This is a genomic window from Hymenobacter metallilatus (assembly GCF_003944705.1).
Classification (GTDB): Bacteria; Bacteroidota; Bacteroidia; order Cytophagales; family Hymenobacteraceae; genus Hymenobacter; species Hymenobacter metallilatus.
The window spans coordinates 306,686-330,284 of record NZ_RWIS01000003.1 but is presented as its reverse complement, the minus strand read 5'-3'; the positions used below and the strand labels follow the sequence as shown (position 1 = coordinate 330,284).

Annotated in this window: 18 protein-coding genes; 13 read left to right on the top strand and 5 right to left on the bottom strand. The window is 59.2% G+C overall.

Translation table 11 applies throughout. From position 1 onward, the window contains the following. Positions 1 to 246: 246 nt before the first annotated feature. From EI290_RS06940 to trxA, 13 genes are all read left to right on the top strand, one after another. On the top strand, positions 247 to 1,515 hold the full coding sequence (locus EI290_RS06940) for a M16 family metallopeptidase (protein ID WP_125428066.1): 1,269 nt from the start codon (positions 247 to 249) through the stop codon (positions 1,513 to 1,515). Between the two features lie 200 nt (positions 1,516 to 1,715). Then, a complete protein-coding gene (locus tag EI290_RS06935; RefSeq protein ID WP_125428064.1) occupies positions 1,716 to 2,162 on the top strand; it encodes a YDG/SRA domain-containing protein in 447 nt (148 codons plus the stop codon). Between the two features lie 15 nt (positions 2,163 to 2,177). Continuing rightward, the gene (locus tag EI290_RS06930; protein WP_125428062.1) at positions 2,178 to 3,062 is read left to right on the top strand and encodes a YDG/SRA domain-containing protein; all 885 of its coding nucleotides are present in this window, start codon (positions 2,178 to 2,180) and stop codon (positions 3,060 to 3,062) included. A 7-nt stretch (positions 3,063 to 3,069) separates the two neighbouring features. Further along, positions 3,070 to 3,714, top strand: coding sequence for an O-methyltransferase (locus EI290_RS06925; protein WP_125428060.1), 645 nt, complete (start codon positions 3,070 to 3,072; stop codon positions 3,712 to 3,714). A 451-nt stretch (positions 3,715 to 4,165) separates the two neighbouring features. After that, positions 4,166 to 7,117 (top strand): TonB-dependent receptor, encoded by a 2,952-nt coding sequence (locus tag EI290_RS06920; RefSeq protein ID WP_125428058.1) that lies wholly within the window; start codon positions 4,166 to 4,168, stop codon positions 7,115 to 7,117. A 161-nt stretch (positions 7,118 to 7,278) separates the two neighbouring features. Further along, complete coding sequence (locus tag EI290_RS06915) at positions 7,279 to 9,501, top strand: LysM peptidoglycan-binding domain-containing protein (RefSeq protein WP_125428056.1); 2,223 nt, start codon at positions 7,279 to 7,281, stop codon at positions 9,499 to 9,501. 28 nt (positions 9,502 to 9,529) lie between these two features. Continuing rightward, entirely contained in the window at positions 9,530 to 10,318 is a 789-nt protein-coding gene (locus EI290_RS06910) for a LysM peptidoglycan-binding domain-containing protein (RefSeq protein ID WP_125428054.1), read from the top strand. A 199-nt stretch (positions 10,319 to 10,517) separates the two neighbouring features. Beyond that, positions 10,518 to 14,234 (top strand): DNA polymerase III subunit alpha, encoded by a 3,717-nt coding sequence (gene dnaE, locus EI290_RS06905; RefSeq protein WP_125428052.1) that lies wholly within the window; start codon positions 10,518 to 10,520, stop codon positions 14,232 to 14,234. A gap of 83 nt (positions 14,235 to 14,317) precedes the next feature. Continuing rightward, on the top strand, positions 14,318 to 14,797 hold the full coding sequence (locus EI290_RS06900; protein ID WP_125428050.1) for an SUKH-3 domain-containing protein: 480 nt from the start codon (positions 14,318 to 14,320) through the stop codon (positions 14,795 to 14,797). Positions 14,798 to 14,851: 54 nt separating this feature from the next. Beyond that, the gene (locus tag EI290_RS06895) at positions 14,852 to 15,370 is read left to right on the top strand and encodes a GbsR/MarR family transcriptional regulator (protein ID WP_125428048.1); all 519 of its coding nucleotides are present in this window, start codon (positions 14,852 to 14,854) and stop codon (positions 15,368 to 15,370) included. A 94-nt stretch (positions 15,371 to 15,464) separates the two neighbouring features. Beyond that, positions 15,465 to 16,403, top strand: a complete 939-nt coding sequence (locus tag EI290_RS06890; protein ID WP_125428046.1) for a TIGR01777 family oxidoreductase — start codon at positions 15,465 to 15,467, stop codon at positions 16,401 to 16,403. A 128-nt stretch (positions 16,404 to 16,531) separates the two neighbouring features. Beyond that, positions 16,532 to 16,900, top strand: a complete 369-nt coding sequence (locus tag EI290_RS06885; protein ID WP_125428044.1) for a hypothetical protein — start codon at positions 16,532 to 16,534, stop codon at positions 16,898 to 16,900. 219 nt (positions 16,901 to 17,119) lie between these two features. Beyond that, the gene (gene trxA / locus EI290_RS06880; protein ID WP_044003005.1) at positions 17,120 to 17,449 is read left to right on the top strand and encodes a thioredoxin; all 330 of its coding nucleotides are present in this window, start codon (positions 17,120 to 17,122) and stop codon (positions 17,447 to 17,449) included. An 87-nt stretch (positions 17,450 to 17,536) separates the two neighbouring features. Here trxA and EI290_RS06875 read toward each other — a convergent pair whose 3' ends face one another. The 5 genes from EI290_RS06875 to EI290_RS06855 all read right to left on the bottom strand — a co-directional run bounded on the left by EI290_RS06875 (position 17,537) and on the right by EI290_RS06855 (position 23,580). Continuing rightward, complete coding sequence (locus EI290_RS06875) at positions 17,537 to 17,848, bottom strand: hypothetical protein (protein ID WP_125428042.1); 312 nt, start codon at positions 17,846 to 17,848, stop codon at positions 17,537 to 17,539. Positions 17,849 to 17,968: 120 nt separating this feature from the next. Further along, complete coding sequence (locus EI290_RS06870; RefSeq protein ID WP_125428040.1) at positions 17,969 to 18,934, bottom strand: energy transducer TonB; 966 nt, start codon at positions 18,932 to 18,934, stop codon at positions 17,969 to 17,971. Positions 18,935 to 19,153: 219 nt separating this feature from the next. Continuing rightward, positions 19,154 to 19,639 carry an AsnC family transcriptional regulator gene (locus tag EI290_RS06865; RefSeq protein WP_125428038.1) on the bottom strand — a complete coding sequence of 162 codons (486 nt, stop codon included), beginning with the start codon at positions 19,637 to 19,639 and terminating at the stop codon, positions 19,154 to 19,156. 551 nt (positions 19,640 to 20,190) lie between these two features. Beyond that, positions 20,191 to 21,306, bottom strand: a complete 1,116-nt coding sequence (locus EI290_RS06860) for an isoaspartyl peptidase/L-asparaginase family protein (RefSeq protein ID WP_125428036.1) — start codon at positions 21,304 to 21,306, stop codon at positions 20,191 to 20,193. Between the two features lie 96 nt (positions 21,307 to 21,402). Continuing rightward, positions 21,403 to 23,580 (bottom strand): protein-disulfide reductase DsbD family protein, encoded by a 2,178-nt coding sequence (locus EI290_RS06855; RefSeq protein ID WP_125428034.1) that lies wholly within the window; start codon positions 23,578 to 23,580, stop codon positions 21,403 to 21,405. Positions 23,581 to 23,599 lie beyond the last annotated feature (19 nt).

Below are 23,599 nucleotides of genomic sequence, written 5' to 3'. Positions count from 1 at the left end.
CTGTCATCCTGAGCGGAGCGAAGGACCTTACTACGTTGGAACGACTTGTTCATGCGTAATGCCAGGCATACTCAGGATGAATGATCCGGCTGCTACAACGGCAACTTCACAACTTCACAAATTCACCATTTCACCATTCGTACCTTTGCAACTACATGCCACCCTGCGTGGTTATATCGGGCCGGGCCGGGGTATTGGCCGCAACAGCCAAGCCCCTGAGTCCCCATGTCCCTAAGTCCCCATCCAATGTCCGATTACGACCTGTACGAGCTGCCCAACGGCATCCGGGTTCTGCATAAACAAGTTCTGCACACCAAAATTGCCCACTGCGGCTTCCTGCTGGATATTGGCTCCCGCGACGAGAAGCCGCACCAGCAGGGCCTGGCCCACTTTTGGGAACACATGGCCTTCAAGGGCACCGAGAAGCGCAAGAGCTTCCACATCCTCAACCGCCTCGAAACTGTGGGCGGAGAGCTGAACGCCTACACTACCAAGGAGAAAATCTGCTTCTACGCCTCCCTGCTCAGCACCCATTTTGAGCGGGCCTTCGAATTGCTCACCGACCTCACCTTCAACTCCATCTTCCCCGAAAAGGAGATTGAGAAGGAGCGCGGCGTGATTCTGGAGGAAATGGCCATGTACCACGACGCCCCCGAAGACGCCATCATCGACGACTTCGATGACGTGGTATTTGCCCGTCATTCCCTGGGCCACAACATCCTAGGTACCCGCGAGAGTGTTTCGGGCTTTCAGCAGGCTGATTTCCACCAGTTTCTGCGCGAAAATGTACGCACCGACCGGCTGGTATTCAGCTCGGTAAGCAACCTGCCATTTAAGGAAGTGAAGCGGCTGGCTGATAAGTTTCTGGCCCCGCTGCCGGCCCGGCTGGGCGCGCGGCCCCGGCTGCCGTTCAGCGGCTACCAGCGGCTGGAGCGCCTGGAGCACAAGCCCATCACGCAGGCGCACTGCCTCATTGGCGGCCCGGCCTACGCCCTGCACGACGAGCGGCGGATTCCGTTTTTCCTGCTCAGCAACCTGCTGGGCGGCCCCGGCATGAATTCCCGCCTCAACCTGGCCGTGCGCGAGAAATATGGGCTGGTGTACACCATTGACGCCACCTACTCGCCCTACACCGATACGGGGCTGTTCGGCATCTACTTCGGCACCGAGAAAAAGCAGGTAAACCGCACGATTACACTGGTGCAGAAGGAGTTGAAGAAGCTGCGGGAGCAGCCCCTGGGCACCTCCCAGCTGCACACCTCCAAGGAGCAGCTCATGGGCCAACTGGCCATGGCCGAGGAAAGCAACGGCGGCCTGATGCAGCTGCTGGCCAAAAGCACCCTCGACATCGGCCGCGTCGAAAGCATCAACGAAATCTTCGACCAAGTGCGCCGCATCACCGCCCCGCAACTGCTGGAGCTGGCCAACGAAATCCTGACCGACGACAACCTGAGCGTACTGCAGTACGTGCCGGAGGAGAAGGTGGGGCGTGAGGGTAAGAAGGTGCGAGGGTAGGATAGGAATTGAGAAAAGCACGTCATGCTGAGCGGAGGCGGAGCCGTAGTCGAAGCATCTCTACCTCTGGCTAATCAATGCCGGTACCAACGAAGCAGTAGAGATGCTTCGACTACGGCTCCACCACATGCTCAGCATGACGTGCTTTTCTACCTCAACTCCTACCCTCCCACCCGCACACCCTCCTACCCTAACCGCCCATGCCCATCTTCGGCCACATCAGCTACTACCGGCCCGGCGACGTGCTGGAAAACCGGCTGGCGCTGAGTCGGGCGGGGCTGCACCGGCCCACGCGCGCGGGCGTGAGCGGCTCGGAGGCGGAAGGAGCCGATTCCATTATTCTGGCCGATCAGTACGAGGATGACGATTTCCGGGAGGAGGAAATCATCTATTCCGGCAGTGGCGGCCGCAACCCGCGCACCGGCAAGCAGGTGACAAACCAGGAAATGACCGGCCGCAACCTGATGCTGCGCCGCAGCCTGGAAACAACCCAGCCCGTGCGTGTCTTCCGCAAAATCAACGACGAAACCGGCAGCGGCTACCGCTACGAGGGGTTGTACCACGTGGTGGATGCCGTGTATGAGGCCGGCAAGTCGGGTTTTCTGGTCTGGAAATTTCGGCTGGAGCCGGATTCTCTCGAATTATAAGCAAGTCTATTATTTATGCGACATCAACCGGTACCTGTTCACCTCGGTGCTATACCCGATATTCTTCCCGGCCACGAGTTCCTGAACCGGCAGGATGTGAAAAGCGCCGGTCTGCACCGGGACTTATACAAGGGCATATCCAGCCTGAAAAGCCACCCCGCGGAGGCCATTGTGCTTTCCGGCGGCTACGAGGACGACATGGACCTGGGCAGCTGTATCCTGTACACCGGGGAAGGCGGCAACCAGGAAGGCCGTCAGGTAGCCGACCAGCAGCTGAGCGGCGGCAACCTGGCCTTGAGCCTGAGCTTTGCTCAGCAAACGCCGGTGCGGGTTATCCGCAAAGTGCAGGAAGGCAGCCTGTCGTTTTACCAGTATGCCGGGTTGTACTACGTGACGCAGTTCAGCCAGGAGGTGGGCAAATCCGGCTACTGCATCTGGCGGTTCAGGCTGGAACAACGCTCCGCTCCTGCTGATGCGGCTCCTGAAACTCCGGCCGTGCAGGAACCGGAACCGATTTATACTGCCGCCCCGCGCCGGCTGCGGCTGGTACAGCAGCTGGTACGCGACACAACCGTAATGCACGCGGTGAAGCAGCTGTACGATTACCGCTGCCAAGTGTGCCGCGCCCGGCTTGCGGTGCCGGGCGGAGCCTATGCCGAAGCAGCGCACATTCGTCCGTTGGGGGGCGCACATCACGGCCCCGACAAAATCAGTAACCTGCTTTGCCTGTGCCCCAATCACCACGCTACCTTCGACCGAGGGGCCTGGGCCATTCAGGACGATGGGCGCCTGTTAGGTGAGACGGGACGCCTAACCGTGGCCCCCACGCATCAGCCGCACCCGGCTCATTTGCTTTACCATCGGCGGCGGATTTATCGGCCGGCCACCCTGTTCACGTAATTTCCTCATGTACTCCCCCGACGACGCTCAACGCTACGCCGACCATCACACCACCCCGGAAAGCCCGCTACTGGCCCGTCTCAACCGGGAAACCCACGTGCAGCTGCTGCACGCCCGTATGCTCAGCGGGCACGCCCAAGGGCGGCTGCTGAGTATGGTGAGCCACATGATCCGGCCGCGGCGGATACTGGAGCTGGGCACGTTTACGGGCTATTCGGCCCTGTGCCTGGCCGAGGGAATGACGGCCGATGGCGTGCTGCATACCGTGGAGCAGAACCCCGAACTGGAAACCCGCATCCGGCGCTACGTGCAAGAGGCCGGCGAGGAAGCCCGCATTCAGCTGCACATCGGCAACGCCCGGGACATTGTGCCCACCTTAGCTGAAACCTGGGACATGGTGTTCATCGACGCCGATAAAATTAACAACGACACGTACTATGAGCTGGTGCTGCCCCAGGTGCGACCCGGCGGCTTTCTGCTGATTGACAACGTGCTGTGGGGCGGCAAAGCGCTGGATAGTTACCCTATAAAGCCCTCAGATAAGGACACGTTGGCAGTGCGGGCCTTCAACGACAAAGTGCAGGCTGACAAGCGGGTGGAAAACGTGTTTCTGCCCCTGCGCGACGGATTATTTTTGGTGCGCAAAATATAGAACACGTTCAGGTTAATACTAAAAACGTCATTCCGAGCGAAGCCGAGGAATCTCGCGTGCTGAGGCTTTTGGAGGAGGAACGTCATGCCTCATCTGGCGTCCGCTTGTCGAAGTGTGTTTACCACAGGGCTCATTACTTAACATGAAAACGGAGCGAAGATGCTTCAACTGCGGATAAGCACCCTGGCTTGATGCGTCACATACTCAGCATGGCGGTCAATAGTGGTGAGTTAGTTAACATAAACAGTTGTTACTAAGTAAACAGCATGGCATTCTTCTTATTATCGGAATGACGGGCTACTGTATTTCCTGGACAACTTCGATAAAATCAGCCGGTTCATAGAGTGATTCCGGGGGCTCATCTTTTTTTCCCCGATCCGAAGAAGTGAAAAGCTAAACGCGGCGGTCAGTTTTGCGTCTATTGCCCCTGTAGATATATCCACTCCGACTAATGCTCAGACCTTTCCTCCTGTTATTGCTGCTGCTGACCACGTTGGCCGGCGCGGCCCAGACTACCACCGTTAGCGGGCGGGTGCTGGACGCCAAAGACCAGTCGCCGCTGATTGGGGCCAACGTGCTGCTCACTCAAATTCCCGATTCCACTAAACGCGGCGCGGCCGTGGAAGCGGATGGCTCATTCTCGGTATCGGGCGTACCAGCCGGCCGCTATGTGCTTTCGGTTTCCTTCCTGGGCTACCAGAACCTGCGGCGCACCGTAGAGGTGAGCGGCCAGCCGCTCAGTCTGGGTAGTCTCACGCTGCAAGCGGGCGGCGGCATTGCCCTGAAAGGAGTGGAAGTGGTGGGCCAGGCTGCCGCCGCCGTGCAAAAGGGCGACACGGCCCAGTTCAACGCCGGCTCCTACAAAACCAACCCCGACGCCAACGCCCAGGACCTCATCACCAAAATGCCCGGCGTAACCGTGGACCCCGGCACCGGCAAGGTACAGGCCCAGGGCGAGCAGGTGCAGCGGGTGCTGGTAGATGGCAAGGAGTTTTTCGGCAACGACCCCGACGCCGTGCTCAAGAACATTCCGGCCGAGGTCATCGACAAGATTCAGGTGTACGACCGGTCCTCGGACCAGAGCCAGTTTACGGGCTTCGACGACGGCAACCAGCAGAAAACCATCAACATTGTCACCAAGCCCAGCTTCCGCAATGGCAAGTTTGGGCGGGTGCTGGCCGGGTACGGCCCCCAGGACGACCGGTACCGCCTCAGCGGCAACCTCAACGTGTTCAAGGGCAAGCGGCGGCTGAGTATTGTGGCCCAGAGCAACAACGTGAACGAGCAAAACTTCGGCACCGAGGACTTGCTGGGCGTGGTGGGCACCTCACGCCAGGGTGGCGGGGGCGGCCAGGGCCAGCGGGGACAGGGAGGCGGCCGGGTGGGCGGGGGCGGCGGCAACTTCGGCGGTCAGGGCGGCGGCAACAACGCCGGCGACTTTCTGGTGAGCCAGCAGGGCGGCATTAGCAAAACCCACGCCCTGGGCCTGAACTACGCCGATACCTGGGGCCTGAAAACAGAGGTGCAGGGCAGCTACTTCTTCAACCTGAGCGACAACACCAGCCGTACCAACCTGCTGCGCCGCTACGTGGCCCCGGCCGGCCAGACCCAGGATTTGCGCTATAATGAACTATCCTTAAATACCAGCCGCAACATCAACAACCGCTTCAACCTGCGGGTGGAGCACAAGTTCGACTCCCTGAACTCCCTGCTGTGGCGGCCCAGCCTCTCGGTGCAGCGCAACACCGGCAACAGCCTGCTCGACGGCAGCACATTTCAGGTGCAGTCTGATGCCAGCAACCTCAACCAGGGTGCCAACAACAGCACCTTCCGCTCGGCCCTCACCGGCATTACGGCCGCCAACCAGCTGCTGTACCGGCACCGGTTTCAGCGCCGGGGCCGCACGTTTTCCCTGGGTCTGAATACTACCTACAACGACAAGAACGGCGACAACAACCTGCTGTCCAGCACCACCTTTTTCCAGAACAGCCAGCCCCGGACGACCACGTTGAATCAGTTTTCGGAGCTGGACCAGACGGGCTGGGCCTGGACCGGCAATGTGAACTATACCGAGCCGCTGGGCCAGAAAAGCATCCTGCAGCTGGCCTACTCGCTCGGTTACACGCCCAACAACTCCGATAAGCGCACCTACAACTTCTCGCCCAACGAGCAGCAGTACACCATCCTCAACGATACGCTCAGCAGCGTGTTCCAGAGCCAGTACCTGACCAACTCGGGCGAGGTAACCTACCGGTATCAGGACAAGGATTTCCAGTGGGCCGTGGGTGCGGCCGTGCAAAGCGCCCAGTTACGCAGTGACCAAGAGTTTCCGCGCCCGGGCAGTACCCGCCGCACTTTCCTGAACGTGCTGCCCAATGCCCAGCTGCGCTACAACTTCTCCAGGCAGCAGAACCTGCGCCTGAACTACCGGGCCAGCACCAACCCGCCCGGCATCAGCCAGCTGCAGGAAGTGGTGAACAACGCCAACCCCTTGCAGCTGACCACCGGCAACCCCAACCTGCGCCAGGAAACCCGCCACAACGTGTTTCTGCGCTACTCGGCGGCCGTGCCCGAGAAGTCCCGCTCGTTTTTCGCGCTGCTGGGCGGCTCCTACGTGGATAGCTACATCACCAATAACACCGTGTACGCTGGCACCACTCCTGTGACGGTTGACAACATCACCATCCCGGCCGGCGGGCAGCTGACCCGGCCCGTGAACCTGAACCAGCAGTACACGCTCCGCTCCTTCCTGAACTACAGCCTGCCGCTGGCCTTCATCAAGTCGAACCTGAACCTGAACGCCAGTGGTACCTACTCCCAGACGCCGGGCCTTGTATTCGGGGAGTTGAACTACAGCCGTACGCCCACCGCCGGCCTGGGCGTAGCCCTGAGCAGCAACATCAGTCCCCAGCTGGATTTCACACTCAGCAGCAACTCCAGCCAGAGCTACGTGCGCAACACCCTGCGCCAGCAGCTCAACAGCCAGTTTTTTCGCCAGAATACGGCCCTGCGTTTCAGCTGGATTATTACCAAGGGCCTCACGGTGCAGTCGGATGTCAATCACCAGCTGTACACGGGCCTGTCGGCGGGCTATAACCAGAACTTTGTGCTCTGGAATGCCTCCCTGGGCAAGAAGCTGGGGCCGAAGCAGCAGGCCGAACTCAAGCTTTACGCCTTCGATTTGCTGGGCCAGAATAACAGCATCCAGCGCAATATTACGGCCGCCTATACCGAGGATGTGCAGACCAACATTCTGCAGCGCTATTTCATGCTGATGTTCACCTACAACATCCGCAGCTTCGTGGGAGGTGGCCGCAGCGACGCCCTGCCCAGCTCCGAGGAAGGTCGCCCTGAACGGCGCGGCCCCGGTGGTTTTGGCCCGCCCCCCGGCGGGGGCATGTAGGGTGAAGCTAGCAGCAATAAATCGGTAGAATTCTGACATTCTGTTGTATTTGCAGCGGAATGGCCGATTAGCCGGCTTTTTTTCCTCTATTTTGTAGTCTAACGGGGCCGGCAAAGCAACTCAGCGCATCCTACGGCTCCGCTTGGTTGCTTTTCCCTCTTATGAAACGACTAGTACTACTGGTGATACTGCTGCTGCCCTTGCTGGTAGCAGCCCAAACCCTGCCAGTACCGACCCAGCTGAGCGTAGCGGGCCTGCGCCTGCGCCTCACCGAAGGCGGCCGCACTGCCCTTCAGCAAAAGGTAGATGCCCTTCGCCGTCACCCCGCCTCCTTCCAGGCCCGGGTGGTGCTGGCCGACGCCTATTTCCCCATCATCGACCGGGTTTTTCAGCAGGAAGGCCTGCCCCTGGATTTTCACTTTCTGGCTCTCCAGGAAAGCGGCTTGCAGGGCGACGCCCAGAGCATTCACGATGCCGTGGGCTACTGGCAGTTCAAGCGGGAGTCGGCCCAGGATTTTGGGCTGCTGATGAACGAAGCCATTGACGAGCGGAAGCACATTACGGCTTCTTCGAAAGCTGCGGCGCAGTACCTGCTGCGCAACAACAAAACGCTGCGCAACTGGGCCAACGCTCTGCTCAGCTACAACCTGGGCCTCACCGGCACCAAGCCCTACACCCTGCCCACCGATGCCGGAGCCACCGAAATGGAAATTTCGGAAAAGACTCACCCCTACATTCTCACCTTTCTGGCCCACAAAATTGCCTTTGAGCCCGCCATTGGCCTGAACACCAAGCCCCCGCTGCTGCTGCAGGAATTTCCGGCTCCGGCCGGCCGGCCACTGAGCGTAATGGCCCAGGCTATGCAGCAGAACCCCGAGGAACTGGCCAAATACAACCGCTGGCTGCTGGCCCCCATCGTGCCCACCGACCGGGTGTATACCATGCTGGTACCCATTACGGACCCGTTGCAGCTTACTGCCTTGGCCGCCCAGCAAAAAAACGCCACCGCCGGCCAGCTCCTCAACCAACCTACCGCCGACCCCGAAAACGCTGATTTTGTGCGCGTGAATGGGCTAAAGGCGGTGGTTGCGCTGCCCGGCGACACCAAGGAAAGCCTGGCCAAGCGGGCCGGCGTGAAGCTGCGCAAGTTCATGCAGTTCAACGACCTGTTCGCGTTTGACAATATCACCGCCGGCCAGCCTTACTTTGTGCAGAAGAAGCGCGACAAAGCTGCCGTGGAGTATCATGCGGCCCAGCCCGGCGAGAGTGTTGTTACTATTTCGCAGAAGTACGGTATCCGGGCCAAAGCCATCTGGAGCAAAAACCGCATGGCCCGCAATGAGGAGCTACGGCCCGGCCGTGTACTGTGGCTGCAGCACACTCGCCCCAAGAATGTACCCGTAGAGTACGCCGACGGCAGCAACCCCGCGGCCCTGGCTGCCTTCGAGAAACCCGTAGGAGCCTCCCCAGCCACCCCGGAAGGTGGGCTTGCCGTACCTCCGACCAAGAAAAAGAAGCAGGATGATACCGAGCCCTACATGGGTGGCACGGCCAACTCCAGCCGCATTCTGGAGGATGCCGTGGAGGAAGATACCTCCACAACGGTAGTGCAGCCCGATAGTGCCACCGATGAGCACACCGAGAATTTGAATGAACTGCCCCCGGCTCCTGCGCAGCCGGCAACCATACCTGCTCCCGCTGCCACTCCTAAACCTGCCTCCCCGCTCCCCAAAAAGCCCTTGCCCGCCGCCGCCCCAATTGCAGACGAGCCAGCGGAAACAGAGTCGGCGGAAGCAGAACCAGTTGCCAGCCCTTCTACTCAGCCTGTTGCTCCGGCTCCGCGCATCAACCCAACTCCCCCTGTAACGCGCCCGGCAGTTCCCGCTACGCCCACCCCGGCGCCGGTTGCTACGCCGGCTCCGCGCCCGGCAGCCCCCGTTACGCCCGCCCCGGTAGCACCGCCAACAGCCGTAGAACCTGTTCCGGTCAGTGGCCTGCATACGGTTCAGCCTAAGGAAAACCTTTACTCCGTAGCCCGCCGCTTCGGCCTGCGCCCCGCCGACATTGTGCTCTGGAACAACCTGCCGCAGCAGCCAGCCCTGCGCATTGGGCAGGTGCTGCGCCTAACGGCTCCCGATACAATGGCCGCGCCCCTGCCCGCTCCGGCTACTACTGCCAAGCCTACTCCGGCCACTGCTAAACCGGCCCTATCAGCTCCTGTTGCGGCCCCGGCCGAGGTGAAGCACACGGTGCAAACCGGTGAAACGATGTACAGCGTGTCGCGCAAGTACGGCGTCACCATCAAGCAGATTATGGAGTGGAATAGCAAGCCTGATTTCTCGGTAAAGCCCGGGGAAGTGCTGCTGATCAAACCGGCCAAGTAGTTTCCATTCGTTCATTTCGGCTTCTCCGATGCGTTTCCTTGTTGCGCCCCTGCTGCTGACAGTCGGTACATTGGCTTCCTTTACTACCCAGGCCCAACAAACCTCCGGGCAGCCTGCTACCATAGTCCCAACACCAGCCCTCTCCGAAGATTCGGTGCGGGTAATGTCGGGCTTAGTGGAAACCAGCGTCCGGCGGCTCCGGGCCATTTACTTTGAGCCCAACGACGCCAAAGCTGTGCAGCTGGTAGATGCGGCGCTGGTAGAAATTCCGGTCCTGAACCAGCGCCTCAGCCGCTACACCGCCAGCCTACCCCGCGAGCAGCAGCAGCGGCTGGCCCAGCGGCTTCGCCAGCAGCCCTGGCAGGTAGAGCTGAACACCTTGCTGCGCAGCCCCCAGTACCAGGGGTTTGATGCCCGGGCCGCCAAAACGCCCGAACTGCAAGCCGCGGCCGAGCGGCTGCACGCCTCCGGCTTCATGGGCACGGCCAAGCCCGTAGCAGCCAAAGCCCCGGCCCCCGCCCCGATGGGCACCATCTCTATGCCCGCCGCGCCGGCTACTGCCAAGCCTAAAGTCCAGCCGCGCACTACCAGCTTGGCGCCGGCTACTGCTAAGCCGGCGGTAGTGTCCGTTGCCAAGGCCGCGGCGGCTCCCAAAGCCAGCCCATCCGGTCAGCGCCATACCGTACAGAAAGGCGAAACGTTGTTCAGCATTGCCCGCCAGTACAACACCACCCCCGCCCAGCTCCAGCAGTGGAATGCTAAGGCTGAGCCGTCGGTGAAGATTGGGGAAGTATTGGTGGTAGAGGGTAGCCGATAACTTCCTGCCATCTACCCACCTGCCCATTACTTGAGGTGGCAGCAAGTATGGTTGCTACACCTGCTACGGGCGGCTATATAGTCGCCCGTATTCTTTGATAGTACGCCAAAATCCCTTGTCGCGCAATCTTTCCCGGCCGCAGATTCGTGGGTAACTTTACTGTCCGCTTCGGGCCCTAACGGCGCGGAGCTGCCTGCCCATGCCCGTATTCTCGCACCTGCACTGCCACACCCAATATTCTCTGCTTGATGGTCAGGCCAGCATTTCGGCCCTGATGAAGAAGGCCCAGGCCGATGGTATGCCGGCCGTAGCCCTCACCGACCACGGCAATATGTTCGGGGCCTTCAACTTTGTGGCCGAGGCCAATAAGTACAACGTGAAGCCCATTGTAGGCTGCGAGTTTTATCTGGTGGAGGACCGGCACAAGAAAAGCTTCAGCCGGGAAAAGGGCGAGCGGGACGTGCGTCACCACCAGTTGCTGCTGGCCAAGGACCAGGCCGGCTACCAGAACCTGGCCAAGCTCTGCTCCATGAGCTTCATCGAGGGCGTGTACAGCAAGTACCCCCGTATTGACAAGGAGCTGCTGCTGCAGTACCACGAGGGCCTGATTGCCACCAGCTGCTGCATTGGAGCCGAAATTCCGCAGGCGCTGCTCTGGAAAACCGAGGAAGAAGCCGAGAAGCAGCTGCGGTGGTGGCTGGATGTATTTGGCGAGGATTACTACATCGAAATCCAGCGCCACGGCATCGAGAACATCGACAACACCGGCAAAAGCCAGGAGGACCTCAACCAGATTCTGCTGAAGTGGGCCCAGAAGTATAACGTCAAGGTCATCTGCACCAACGACTCGCACTACGTCAACCAGGAGGACTTTGCGCCCCACGATTTGCTGTTGTGCGTGAACACCGGCGAGGAGCACAGCATTCCGGTGGGCGACTTCCAGACCAAGTATTTCCGGCTGGTTTCCGGCGACAACAAGGTGCTCTACGACCACCTCGACAACCTGCGCCCCCTCGCCTCGTCCGACGACCAGGTGCGCCGCCAGCTCATGCGCATCGACGAGGAAGCCCAGATGCCCCGGCCCCGCTCCCGCTTCGGTTTCCCCAACGACCAGTTCTACTTCAAGAGCCAGGAGGAAATGGGCCAGCTGTTCCGGGACGTGCCCGAAAGCCTGGACAACACCAACGAAATCGTTGATAAAATCACGCCGCCCAAGCTGGCGCGCGACATTCTGCTCCCCAACTTCCCCATTCCGCCGGCCTTTGCTAATGCCGATGAATTCCTGCGCGAGCTGACCTACGTGGGCGCGTTCGGGCCCTCGGCCGGTAAGGGTATCGTCACGATGACCAAGCCGCCGCGCTACGCCGAGCGCACGCCCGAAATTGAGGAGCGACTGGATTACGAGCTGCGCATCATCCAGACGATGGGGTTTGCGGGCTACTTCCTCATCACCCAGGACTTCATCAACAAAGGCCGGGATATGGGCGTGGCCGTGGGTCCGGGCCGGGGCTCGGCGGCGGGTTCGGCCGTGGCCTACTGCGTGGGTATCACCAACATCGACCCCATCAAGTACAGCCTGCTGTTCGAGCGTTTCCTGAACCCGGAGCGCGTGTCCATGCCCGATATTGACATCGACTTTGACGACGTGAACCGCCAGCGGGTGATTGACTACGTGGTGGACAAGTACGGCAAAACCCAGGTGGCCCAGATTATCACCTTCGGTACGATGGCCGCCAAGTCCAGCATCAAGGACGTGGCCCGGGCCATGGAGCTGCCCCTGCCCCAGACCAACGAGCTGGCCAAGATGGTGCCCGAGAAGCCCGGTACCACCCTGGCCGGGGCCTTTGCCGAAAACCCCGAGCTGGATTATATCGTCCGCGACACGGCCCCCGACAACCTGCGCGGCCACATTCTGCGCCTGGCCCACAAGCTGGAAGGCTCGGTGCGCAACACCGGTATCCACGCCGCCGGCGTCATCATCGCCCCCGACGACATCACCAAGTACATCCCCGTGTCCACCTCCAAGGACTCGGACCTGCTGGTGACGCAGTTCGATGGCAAGGTGATTGAGGCCGCCGGGATGCTCAAGATGGACTTCCTGGGGCTGAAGACGCTGACGATTATCGTCGATGCCCTGGAGCTCATCAAGAAAAACCACGGCGTCGAAATCAACATCGATGACATCCCGCTCGACGACCCCAAAACCTACGAGCTCTACCAGCGCGGCGACACCATCGGCACGTTCCAGTTCGAGTCGGAAGGGATGCGCATGTACCTCAAGGACCTCAAGCCCACCAACATTGAGGACCTGATTGCCATGAACGCCCTGTACCGGCCGGGCCCCATGCAGTTCATCCCGAACTTCATCAACCGTAAGCACGGCCGCGAGGAAATTGAATACCCGCACGAGTTGCTGGAACCCATCCTGAACTACTCCCAGGGCATCATGGTGTACCAAGAGCAGATCATGCAGGCCGCCCAGATTCTGGCTGGCTACTCCCTGGGCGGTGCCGACTTGCTGCGCCGGGCCATGGGCAAGAAGGACATGAAGAAGATGGCCCAGGAACGGGAGAAATTCTGCGAGGGCGCCGAGAAGCTGCACGGCATCAAGCCCAAAAAGGCCAACGAGGTGTTCGACGTGATGGAGAAGTTTGCGGCCTACGGCTTCAACCGCTCCCACTCCGCCGCCTACTCGGTGGTAGCGTATCAGACTGGTTATCTGAAAGCTAACTACCCCGCTGAGTACATGGCTGCCGTGCTCACCAACAACATGTCGGATATCAAGAAGGTGACCTTCTTCATTGAGGAAGCCCGCCGTCAGGGTGTGCCCGTACTCGGCCCTGACGTGAACGAATCCATCCTCAAGTTCAACGTAAACGAGAAGGGCCAGATCCGCTTCGGCATGGCCGCCGTGAAGGGCGCGGGCGAGGCCGCCATTGAAAGCATTGTGGCCGAGCGGGACAAAAAAGGCCCCTACACCGATATTTTCGACTTCTCGAAGCGCGTGAACCTGCGCGCCGTGAACAAAAAGACGTTTGAAAGCCTGGCCCTGTCGGGGGCGTTTGATTCGTTTGAGCGCTACCACCGCCGCCAGTTCGTGGAAGCGCCCTCGGGCGACCAGAACCTCATCGATAAGGCCGTAAAAATGGGCCAGCAGTACCAGGCCGACCAGGACTCCGCCCAGCAGAGCCTGTTTGGCGGCGGGGCCTTCGGGGCCGTAGCCATGCCCCTGCCCAAAGTGCAGGATATGGAGCCTTGGCCCGCCACCGAGCTGCTGCGCCGCGAGAAGGAAGTGGTAGGCTTCTACCTCTCGGGCCACCCGCTCGACGACTTTAAGCTGGAAATCGACTCTTACTGCACCTGCGGGCTGGACAAGGTGGAGAACTACAAAAACCGCGAGGTAACGGTAGCCGGCCTGATTTCCAACGTCATGTTCAAAACCACCAAGACCGGCCAGCCCTTCGTGTCGTTCAGCGTGGAAGACTACGAGTCATCACTGAACCTGGCTTTGTTCCGCGACGACTACTCGCGCTTCAGCAACCTCATCAACCCCCGCAACTACGATAAGGAGCAGGTGCCGCCCATGTACATCCGCGGCAAGTACGCCCAGCGTTTCCGCGACTCCGACCAGTTCGAGTTCAAGATTCTAACCATGGAGCCGCTGTTCAACGTGGCCGAGAAACTGGCCAACGGCGTGCGGGTACAGTTGGATCTGCGCACCATCACGGAGCCATTCATGGACCGTTTCATGGAAGCCGTGGAAGGCTGCGCCGGCTCCAAAAAGCTGGAAATCAAGTTTGCTGAGCCCCACGAGCACCTCACCGTGGACACCTACTCCCGCCGCTACCGCATCGAGCCTAAGGAGTTCATCCGCAAGATGCGCGAAATGGAGATTGAAGCCTGCCAGTTGATTTAGGCTAGCGCGGGAAATAAGCTGAACGAGGCGGATATCTTCTATCTTCAGAAGCAATATCCGCCTCGTTTTCATTTTCGCCAATCATGCAGGAAATTCCGAATAGTGCCCTAGGTTGCAGGTTCTCGCCTCTTACAGAAGATTGCTTACGGAAAGCTGGCTGGCACGCTGGACGTAAGGTTTTGACCCTTAAATACCGCGCGTATCTTTCTTTCTATGAAAGATACAGCTGGTTTCCTGAGGTAGCAGCATTCCTTGGAGAGTTTGGCGACTTAACGATAAAATTCAAGCAAGACGAGGGCGGGTCAGATACGCTGAACACTCACGCTTGTGATGCCAGTGCCGGAGTTGATGTCAGTTGGATTCAGGAGGACTATGCCCGGCGGATTGGTCACTCACAATTTTGCGTTATTGGAACAGCGTTTTCCAATCATTTACTTCTGTTTATGGATGGTGCAGGGCGAGTGTACGGTGGCTTTGATGATTACTTATGTTACATAGCCGAAGATGGCACCAAGGCTATAGAGCGTATATGCACTAATCAGCCTGTACAGGAAATATCTTAAAAAGATTCTTTCAATTTTTATTGAAAGTTTGAAATACTCTGCTACATTTGAACCATGCAACTCGACGAGGCCAAAAGCAAGTTCATTGAAGGCTGGGGCACCCTAGGCTCGGCTTGGGGCGTGAGCCGGACGATGGCGCAGGTGCACGCCTTGTTGTTGGTGTCGGCCGGGGCCCTGAGCACCGAGGATATTATGGAGCAGCTGCAGATTTCCCGGGGCAATGCCAACATGAACGTGCGCGCCCTCATGGATTGGGGCCTCGTGCGCAAGGAGCTACGGCCGGGGGAGCGGCGGGAGTTCTTCTCGGCGGAAAAAGACATTCACCGGGTGGCTACGCTCATTCTGCAGGAGCGCCACAAGCGGGAGCTGGCCCCCATCATGCGTGTGTTGGGCGAAGTCCGGCAGGTAGAGCCTTCCCCTACTGCTACGCCGGAGGAAACCCAGGCCTTTACCCAGATGATCGGTAACATCCAGAGCTTCGCCGACTTCGCGGATAGGGCCGCTGCCACGCTCATCAAAGCTGATGAAAATTGGTTTGTGAGCACCTTTATGAAGCTTATGAGCCGACGATAATAGCAAGTGCTTATTTTTTTGCTATCATATTTCAATAATTATTGAAAGTTTCAAATTAATAGTATTTGAATCATTCACCTTTAATATCACTCTTATGAACCAACCCTTGATGATTCTGGCTGGCGGCAACGGCTTTCTGGGGCGGCACTTGGCCCGGCACTTCCGGCAATTGGGCTACGAGGTGCTCACGCTTACCCGTCGTGCCAAACGATTTGGGGAAGTAGCCTGGAACGGCCGCACGCTGGGGCCCTGGGCCAGCAAGCTGGAAGGGGCGGCAGTGCTCATTAACCTGGCCGGCAAATCGGTGGATTGCCGCTACTACGCCGCCAACAAGTACGCTATTGTGCGCAGCCGTACTGAAAGCACCCGGGTACTGGGCGAAGCCGTGGCGCAGTGCCTAAACCCGCCCGCCCTGTGGCTGAACTCCTCCACCGCTACCATTTACGAAGACACCACCGGCGCGGCCCCGGCCAACACAGAAGCCGCCGGCCGCATCGGGCGGGGCTTTTCGGAGATGGTAGCCCAGAAGTGGGAAGCCGAGTTCAACCTGGCAACCGTGCCCCACACGCGGCGCGTGGCGCTGCGCACGGCCATTGTGCTGGGCGCCGATGGTGGGGCGCTGCCCGTACTGGCACGGCTGGCCCGCTGGGGCCTGAGTACGCCCCAGGGCACCGGGCAACAATGGGTGAGCTGGCTGCACATAGCGGATTTCTGCCGGGCCGTGGAGTTTCTGGTGGCCCGGCCGACGCTGGAAGGCGCGTTCAACCTGTGCGCTCCGGAGCCGCTGCCCAACGCCACACTTATGGGCTTGCTCGACCGGCACTACCGCCCGCGCTGGCACTTGCCTCAGCCGCAGTGGCTGCTGGAAATCGGGGCCTTCCTGCTGCGCACTGAAACCGAGCTGATCCTGAAAAGCCGCAAAGTAGTGCCGCAACGGCTGCTGAACGCCGGTTTCCGGTTCCGCTTCTCTAGCTGCCAGCAAGCAGTAGCCGATTTACTCCCGCAGATAGATTCCGCGGCTTACCTGCCCTAAAACCAGACTCCGGTACCAACTGAAGCTATCAGCAAAACCGCCCCAACTCCTGCCGCAAAGCGCCTTTACCTGTCCCCATTCACTTTTCACCTTATCACTTTTCATTCACCCTCAAACCCTTCAACGTCATGAACTACTATCTGCTGGTTTACGGAGTGTATTTGCCCGTTACGGTGCTGCTGACCATTTGGGTGGCCCGCACGCTGTTCAAGAACGGCCGGCTGTTTCTGGTCGATATTTTTCACGGCAATGAGCAGCTGGCCGACTCCGTGAACAAGCTGCTGCTGACGGGCTTTTACCTGGTCAACATCGGCTACGCTACGCTCACGCTGCGCACCACGGAGGCCGTAACCAGCTACCAGGACAGCGTGGAAACGCTCAGCATCAAAATCGGGACCATCATTCTGATTCTGGGCGGCATGCACTTCTTCAACCTCTATGTGTTTTATAAGCTACGCAACCGGGCGCAGGAGTACGCCCGGGCTTATCACTCGTAACCTGATACCGTGTGCCGAATACCGCCCGCTATTGTTGGCCTGCCCGAGCCAACAGTAGCGGGCAACTGCGTTGACTCAGCCAGACTTCTGCCACTCTGGCCGAAGTGAACTTTCCGGCGCGCTGCTTGTTGGAACGCAATCTGCTACCTTGCGGCCCGCTTGTACGTACAAGGTGCTCAGACAAGCGTACAGACTCATTTCATCAAAAACCCTACAATTATGGGACATAAAGCCATCGAAATTACCGATGCTAACTTCGACCAGATCATCAACTCCGATAAGCCGGTACTGGTAGACTTTTGGGCCGAATGGTGCGGCCCCTGCCGCATGGTAGGCCCGGTAGTAGAAGAGCTGGCCGGCGAATACGAAGGCAAAGCCGTTATCGGCAAAGTTGACGTTGACTCTAACCCCCAGACTTCCGCCAAATTCGGCATCCGCAGCATCCCCACGCTGCTGGTGTTCAAGAATGGCCAAGTAGTGGATAAGCAGGTAGGTGCCGTGCCGAAGCACGTGCTGGCTCAGAAGCTGGACGCGCAGGTTACAGCCTAAGCATTACCCTGTCATACGCAAAAGCGCCCCGGTCTGCTGGCAGACCGGGGCGCTTTTGCGTTCTAGCGTATTAGTTCGGGGCAGGGGTTAGCGCACTACGCGGGTCTGGCCGTCGTGCTTTTGCCGGTACAATACCCGGTCGGCCTGGCGCTCCTCATGGCGGACCACTTTCCGCTCGGTGGGCGTTACTACTCCATCGGCCCGAGCTGCCTGCCGGGCCTGACGGGCATCGGCTTGTTGCTTTTGGGCGCGGGCTGCTTCGGCTGGGGTCAACTGGCCGGAGCGTACTCCCTGGCGGATGCGGGCCTGGTCGGGACGGCGGGGAGCCACCTGGGCCGCAGCCGATACACTGGTTAGCACGCTCAGGGCGAAGGCGGCAATTAAGGCGGAGGTTTTCATGGAAGTAGCGGGTTACAGTTAGGAAAGCATTTGTCGGTAAGAGGCCATACACCCGGCTGAGTTTAATACGCTCCGTTAATTTTTGCCGTGGCCTGCTTACTCGTTTCCCTGCTCACCTACTTACTCAACTGCTTCGGGAGCCGCCGCCCGGGCTTCGGAGGGCGGCACCTGCGGGGGTTTCAGGCCTGAGGCCAGGGAAAAGTTTGGGGCGAAATAGATGGGGATGGTGAACGTCATGGCGGTAGGAAGATTGTACTCCCGACCCGGCTCAAAGGGCGGCAGGCTGGCCACCACCCGCCGGGCCTCCTGGTCGGCATCGGGGGCCAAGCCCTGCACCACGCGCACCTGGCTCACGTGCCCATCTTCACCCACGGTGTAGCTTACATACACATTGCCGGTAATTCCCTTCCGGCGAATGTTGCGGGGGTACGTAGTGTTGCGAACTACATAGTTCAGTAGGGCCGCATCTCCTCCCGGAAAGTGTGGTAGCTCCCGCGTCCGGACCCGGCCCATATACGGAGAGCCATCCTTATTGAAAAAAGCCAGGGCCAAGGGCTTGCCATGGCGGTCAGGCATTTCAATGGCGCTTAGCTCGCCCGTATCGTAATAGTAGCGCCACTCCCCCACCGGCCTTCCGTTGTTATAGCGGCCTTCCGAGCGTTTCTGTCCGTTGCGGTGAACAGTAATCCAACGACCTACCCGCTGCCCATCGGTATAGTCACCACGCTGGCTTACGCGGCCGTCTTCGTACCAGCCTACGTACAGGCCCTCCGCCTCATCGTCGTGGTAGTGCACCTGGGCAGCCTTGCTCCCGGTTGGGTGGTACCAGGTAAGCAAGCCATTGCGCACGGGGGGGTCAATGGAAGAGAGTGTGCCTTTTAGCAGCAGCGTACCCGACAGCGCATACTCACGCATGGCATAGGTGCCCAATAATTCATTTTTGCGGTCCACAATCCGGTAGTGCGTAGCACTGTCAGGCACGGTGGCCTCATCCCGGTCGTTCAGATAGACCGCCGGCAAACTTTGCCCATGGCCCATGCGGGTCAGCAGCACCCCCAACAGGATAAAAGTGTACTGGAGTCTCATGGAGTAGCCGTTTAAAGTATCTGCACGGATATACGAAATATAACTCTCTACGAATCAACCCCCAAGCCAGTCTTCAACTTCACCCGAAAAATACTATTTAGGCTGGGAGCCGGCCAATTTCTTCTCGGCAGAGGAAGCATGGACCTACGTAAAACACAGAAGCCGCTACTCCATGACTGGAGCAGCGGCATACAACCGGAAATTGTTCCGGCGGGAGGTTTAGCTGGCGTCCTCCTCTATTTCCTGCAGCTGAATAGGCCGGTTGAAGGCTTCTTCCAAGGAAATGAGAGTCTCGGTGCGCTCAATACCCTCGATCAGCTGAATCTGTTCGTGTAGCACTTCCCGCAGATGGTTGGTGTCGCGGCAGATCAGGCGGGCAAAAATACCGTAAGCCCCCGTCGTGAAGTCGATGCTAACCACTTCCGGAATCAGCCGCAGTGCCGTCACTACGCTTTCGTACACGGAGCTTTTCTGCAGATAGATTCCCAGAAATGCCCGTACACCATAGCCAAGTTTCTGGTAATCAATCTTGAGCGTTGCGCCCTGCACAATACCCAGTTCCTCCAGCCGAGCCATCCGGACGTGTACTGTGCCACCCGAAACATGCACCTTGCGGGCAATTTCGGTGTAAGGCATTTTCGCATCATCAATCAACAGGGCCAGAATCTTCCGGTCGGTGTCGTCAAGTTCGTAATTACGAGCCATTTTTCAGGGTGTTGATTACCTATATTTCAATGAAAGTTTTACTTTTTTAAAAAGTATGTAAATTTTAATGCAAATGTCTGAAATTATTTTATTACTTCGATCAGGCTAGTACATTTGTCATAATCCAACGCAAGCGGCAGCGGATTGTTTTAACACTGTAGAATGGTGAAACTGGCAGACACGCCCTCCTCTCTCGGGGGTGGAGATTCGGGAAAAACTGGTCCGGCGGCCGGCTAACTACTCCGTGGAGGTTCGACTCCTTCTTCTACAGCACTACGACATTGGGTGGACTATGTGAGGAGGGAAAACGGGACGTATCTGGGTGGGTACGTTCTGAATCGAGAGGCGGCATCTGGGTGGGTGCCGCCTTTTCTTTTTCCATTCCCCCCCCCGGTAACCGGCTTCCTGTTAGTATCGGCAGCGTTTCCGCCGTTTTTTTGCAATCTGGCCGCAAAGGTCGGGCTTTCTGCGTAGAAAACACTGCGTAAAGGCAAAAAAGGCTCCGTGTAGTTGCACGGAGCCTTTTTATTTTTTGATTATGTCGGTTCGCATTACCGATATATCAGTACCTGCCGCTCCCCGCTGGCTTTGCGGTAGGCCCGGTACATACCCGCTGAGTTGAAAGGCAGCGCAATATTGCCCTGCCGATCCACGGCAATCAGCCCACCGTCGCCTCCTAGCTGGGCTACCTTCTCAATGGTAGCCTGCGCAGCCTGCTCCAACGGTTGCCGGCCAAACTCCATCCGCGCAGCCACGTCGCGCGCTACCGTAGCCCGGATAAAGTACTCGCCCCAACCAGTGCAGGAAACGGCGCACGATTGATTATCGGCGTATGTACCACAGCCAATGATGGGCGCGTCGCCAACCCGGCCGTAGCGCTTGTTAGTCATGCCGCCGGTGCTGGTAGCAGCGGCCAGGTTACCGAACTGATCGAGGGCTACGGCGCCTACAGTACCATATTTCCTGCCTTCGGTGAAGATAGGCGCCGCACCCTGGGGCTTCCCGTCTTTCTGCTTGATTTTCGTTTTTACGGGGGCCGTAGTGGGGGTACTCAGCTGATCGGGAGTACCGGGCTTGCGCTCCTCGGCCAGGGCCTGCTGCAGTTGCTGGTAGCGGGCCTCCGTATAGAAATAGCTCGGCGGTACAATATCCAGCTGCTGCTCGCGGGCAAACTGCTCGGCTCCTGCTCCCGTCAGGAGCACGTGGGCCGATTTTTCCATGACGGCCCGGGCCGCCCGGATGGGGTTGCGCACCACCGTAACCCCGGCCACCGAACCAGCCGCCAGGGTACGGCCTTCCATAATTGCTGCATCCATTTCATTGCGGCCATCATGCGTGAAAACAGCCCCTTTTCCTGCGTTGAATAAGGGGGAGTCTTCCATGAACCGCACGGCAGCCTCCACGGCATCCAGGGCCGTACCTCCCTTCTGTAAGACGGCATACCCGGCGTCCAGGGCCTGGTTAAGTGCCTCCTGGTAGGCTTTTTCTTTTTCGGGCGTCATGAGGGCCCGGGTAATGGTGCCAGCCCCACCATGAATTACCAGGGTAATCCGGGAGGCATCGGGCACAACGGTGGCCGATGAAGCAGCCGCCTGGGCCCACGACAGCGCCGGAGCCATACACAAAGCGGCCACAATAGCGGCGCGGAAAACAGAACGACGGAGCATACGCGGTGGGCAAAAGGTAGAAGTTGCCACCAAGATAAAAGCCCGCTCCGAAGGATGCTTCGGAGCGGGCTCAGTGGACGGGCTCAGGCCTGATGATTAGCGGGCAGCTACCTGCTGACGGTACCGGGCCAGGCCGGCATCCAGGAACTGCACAAAGCTGCTCACATTATCTTCGTAGGCTACCGGCGGCACCAGCACATGCGCCGCATCGGTGGGCGAGTTAGGGTCGAGCAGTACGTAATAGGGCTGAGCATTCATGTTGAAGCTGCTCAGCTGCAAATCGGTATTTTTCTTACCCAGGGTTGTCTTTTCCTTGTGGTCATAGGCAGAGGTGTACCATTCGCTACGGGGCAGCTCCTTCTTATCGTCCACGTACAGGGCTACTACCACAAAGTTTTCGCGCAGGCGCTTGAGCACCTGCGGGTCGCTCCAGACGGTGGCTTCCATTTTGCGGCAGTTGACGCAGGCATGGCCGGTAAAATCAATGAACAGCGGCTTGTTGGCCGCTTTGGCGCAGCGCTTGGCCTGCTCCAGGTCGAAATAGCCCGACAGACCATGGGGCAGCTCCAGAAAATCGGCGTAGCGCGGGGCTTCGCAGCCGACTACCGTAGTAGCTGGTGCTACCGGCGGACCAGCCGGGGCGGCGAGGGTAAAGTCGCGGCGACTCTGGGGCGGCAGATAACCGGCCAGTAAGGGCAGTGGTGCACCAAACAGGCCCGGAATCAGGTAGGTCATGAAGCTGAAAGCCAGCACCGCCATCAGCAGCCGGCCCACGCTCAGGTGGGGCAGGTCCGAGTCGTGGGAGAGTTTGAAGCGGCCCAGCAGGTACACGCCCAGCAGACCCGACAGCGCAATCCAGAGCACCAGATACAGGTCGCGGGAGAGCAGGTTCCAGTGGTAGGCCAGGTCGGCCATGCTCAGAAACTTGAGGGCCAGCATCAGCTCCACGAAGCCGAAGGTAACCTTTACCGTATTCAGCCACCCACCCGAGCTAGGCAGGCTTTTCAGCCAGGTGGGGAACAGGGCAAACAGCATGAACGGCAAGGCAAAAGCCGAAGAGAAGCCAAGCATTCCAACGATGGGCAGTATGCGCTGCCCACGGGAAGCCAGACTCAGAATAGTAAAGACAATAGGGCCAGTGCACGAAAACGATACGACTACCAGCGTAAGGGCCATGAAGAAAATGCTGCCCCAGCCGCCCTTATCGGCCTGGGCGTCAATTTTATTCACCATGCCGTGCGGCAGGGTTATTTCGAACAGCCCCAGAAATGACAAGCCGAACACCAGGAAGACAAGGAAGAAGATCAGGTTGGGCAGCCAATGCGTGGCTATCAGGTTAGGACCGTCTTCGCCCAGCCCAGCGGCCACCAGCACCCCCACCAGCAGGTAAATCACAATAATGCTGACGCCGTACACCACGGCTTTCAGAATACCCTCGCGGCGGTTAGCCGAGCCTTTGGTGAAGAGAGACACCGTCATGGGAATCAGCGGGAACACGCAGGGCGTAACCAGTGCCCCTAACCCAAACAGAAATGCCGCCAGCGCAAAGCCCCACAGGCTATCCTGGGGCGCAGTAGCGGCGGCAGTTCCGGCAACGGCGGCGGCCGGGGCTACTGCCGGGGCCGGGCTGGAAAGTACCGGATCAGCTTCCGCAACGGGTGTACCTGGGGCAGAAGATGGGGCGGCGGCCGTGTTGGCGGGAGCCGGCATGGCTTGGGCAACTGCGGCGGGGGCAGCTGGAGCTACCGCGCCGGTGCTGCCCTTGGCCGGTGTGGCGGGGGCGGCAGCGGCACCCGTTACCTCAATGGGCCCAAACTGGAGCGTTTCTTCGCCCGGAATGCAGCGGCCATCCACGTCGGTGCAGCTCTGAAACTCGGTTTCGGCCGTAATGGTGAGGGGGCCTGGCTGCAGCACCCGGATGCGCTGGGTGATGCGGCCGGTTTTCTCGAAGTAGGTAACGTTGCCCTTGAAAATATCGTCGTAGTGCTTGGTGGCCCCAATGGATTTGGGCACCCCCACCAGCTCGTACGCCGGGCTCTTCGCGAAGGTGAAGGTAAAAACGGTGGGGCCCAGGTCGGGGTCGAAGTCGGTGGCGTAGAGGTGCCACTTGTCGTCGATGCGGGCCGTTACGATGAGGTCCAGTTCCTGGCCCACCTTAGCGGTGGGTGTACTGAGGGCGGCAGAAAGCTTAGTAGGCTGCAGTATCTGCGCCGTGGCTCCAAGCGTAGTTAACACCAGAAGCAGCGAGAGGAAATAAGGAGTAAGCCGGGACATGAAGCAGAAAAAAACGACG

Bases quoted from the DNA above. Each gene is read 5' to 3' on its own strand.
- EI290_RS06930 (WP_125428062.1), top strand. From the start codon at position 2,178: ATGCGACATCAACCGGTACCTGTTCACCTCGGTGCTATACCCGATATT.
- EI290_RS06925 (WP_125428060.1), top strand. From the start codon at position 3,070: ATGTACTCCCCCGACGACGCTCAACGCTACGCCGACCATCACACCACC.
- EI290_RS06875 (WP_125428042.1), bottom strand. From the start codon at position 17,848: ATGAAAACCTCCGCCTTAATTGCCGCCTTCGCCCTGAGCGTGCTAACC.
- dnaE (WP_125428052.1), top strand. From the start codon at position 10,518: ATGCCCGTATTCTCGCACCTGCACTGCCACACCCAATATTCTCTGCTT.
- EI290_RS06890 (WP_125428046.1), top strand. From the start codon at position 15,465: ATGAACCAACCCTTGATGATTCTGGCTGGCGGCAACGGCTTTCTGGGG.
- EI290_RS06910 (WP_125428054.1), top strand. From the start codon at position 9,530: ATGCGTTTCCTTGTTGCGCCCCTGCTGCTGACAGTCGGTACATTGGCT.
- EI290_RS06895 (WP_125428048.1), top strand. From the start codon at position 14,852: ATGCAACTCGACGAGGCCAAAAGCAAGTTCATTGAAGGCTGGGGCACC.
- EI290_RS06940 (WP_125428066.1), top strand. From the start codon at position 247: ATGTCCGATTACGACCTGTACGAGCTGCCCAACGGCATCCGGGTTCTG.
- EI290_RS06855 (WP_125428034.1), bottom strand. From the start codon at position 23,580: ATGTCCCGGCTTACTCCTTATTTCCTCTCGCTGCTTCTGGTGTTAACT.
- EI290_RS06935 (WP_125428064.1), top strand. From the start codon at position 1,716: ATGCCCATCTTCGGCCACATCAGCTACTACCGGCCCGGCGACGTGCTG.
- EI290_RS06920 (WP_125428058.1), top strand. From the start codon at position 4,166: ATGCTCAGACCTTTCCTCCTGTTATTGCTGCTGCTGACCACGTTGGCC.
- EI290_RS06865 (WP_125428038.1), bottom strand. From the start codon at position 19,639: ATGGCTCGTAATTACGAACTTGACGACACCGACCGGAAGATTCTGGCC.
- EI290_RS06915 (WP_125428056.1), top strand. From the start codon at position 7,279: ATGAAACGACTAGTACTACTGGTGATACTGCTGCTGCCCTTGCTGGTA.
- trxA (WP_044003005.1), top strand. From the start codon at position 17,120: ATGGGACATAAAGCCATCGAAATTACCGATGCTAACTTCGACCAGATC.
- EI290_RS06885 (WP_125428044.1), top strand. From the start codon at position 16,532: ATGAACTACTATCTGCTGGTTTACGGAGTGTATTTGCCCGTTACGGTG.
- EI290_RS06860 (WP_125428036.1), bottom strand. From the start codon at position 21,306: ATGCTCCGTCGTTCTGTTTTCCGCGCCGCTATTGTGGCCGCTTTGTGT.
- EI290_RS06900 (WP_125428050.1), top strand. From the start codon at position 14,318: ATGCAGGAAATTCCGAATAGTGCCCTAGGTTGCAGGTTCTCGCCTCTT.
- EI290_RS06870 (WP_125428040.1), bottom strand. From the start codon at position 18,934: ATGAGACTCCAGTACACTTTTATCCTGTTGGGGGTGCTGCTGACCCGC.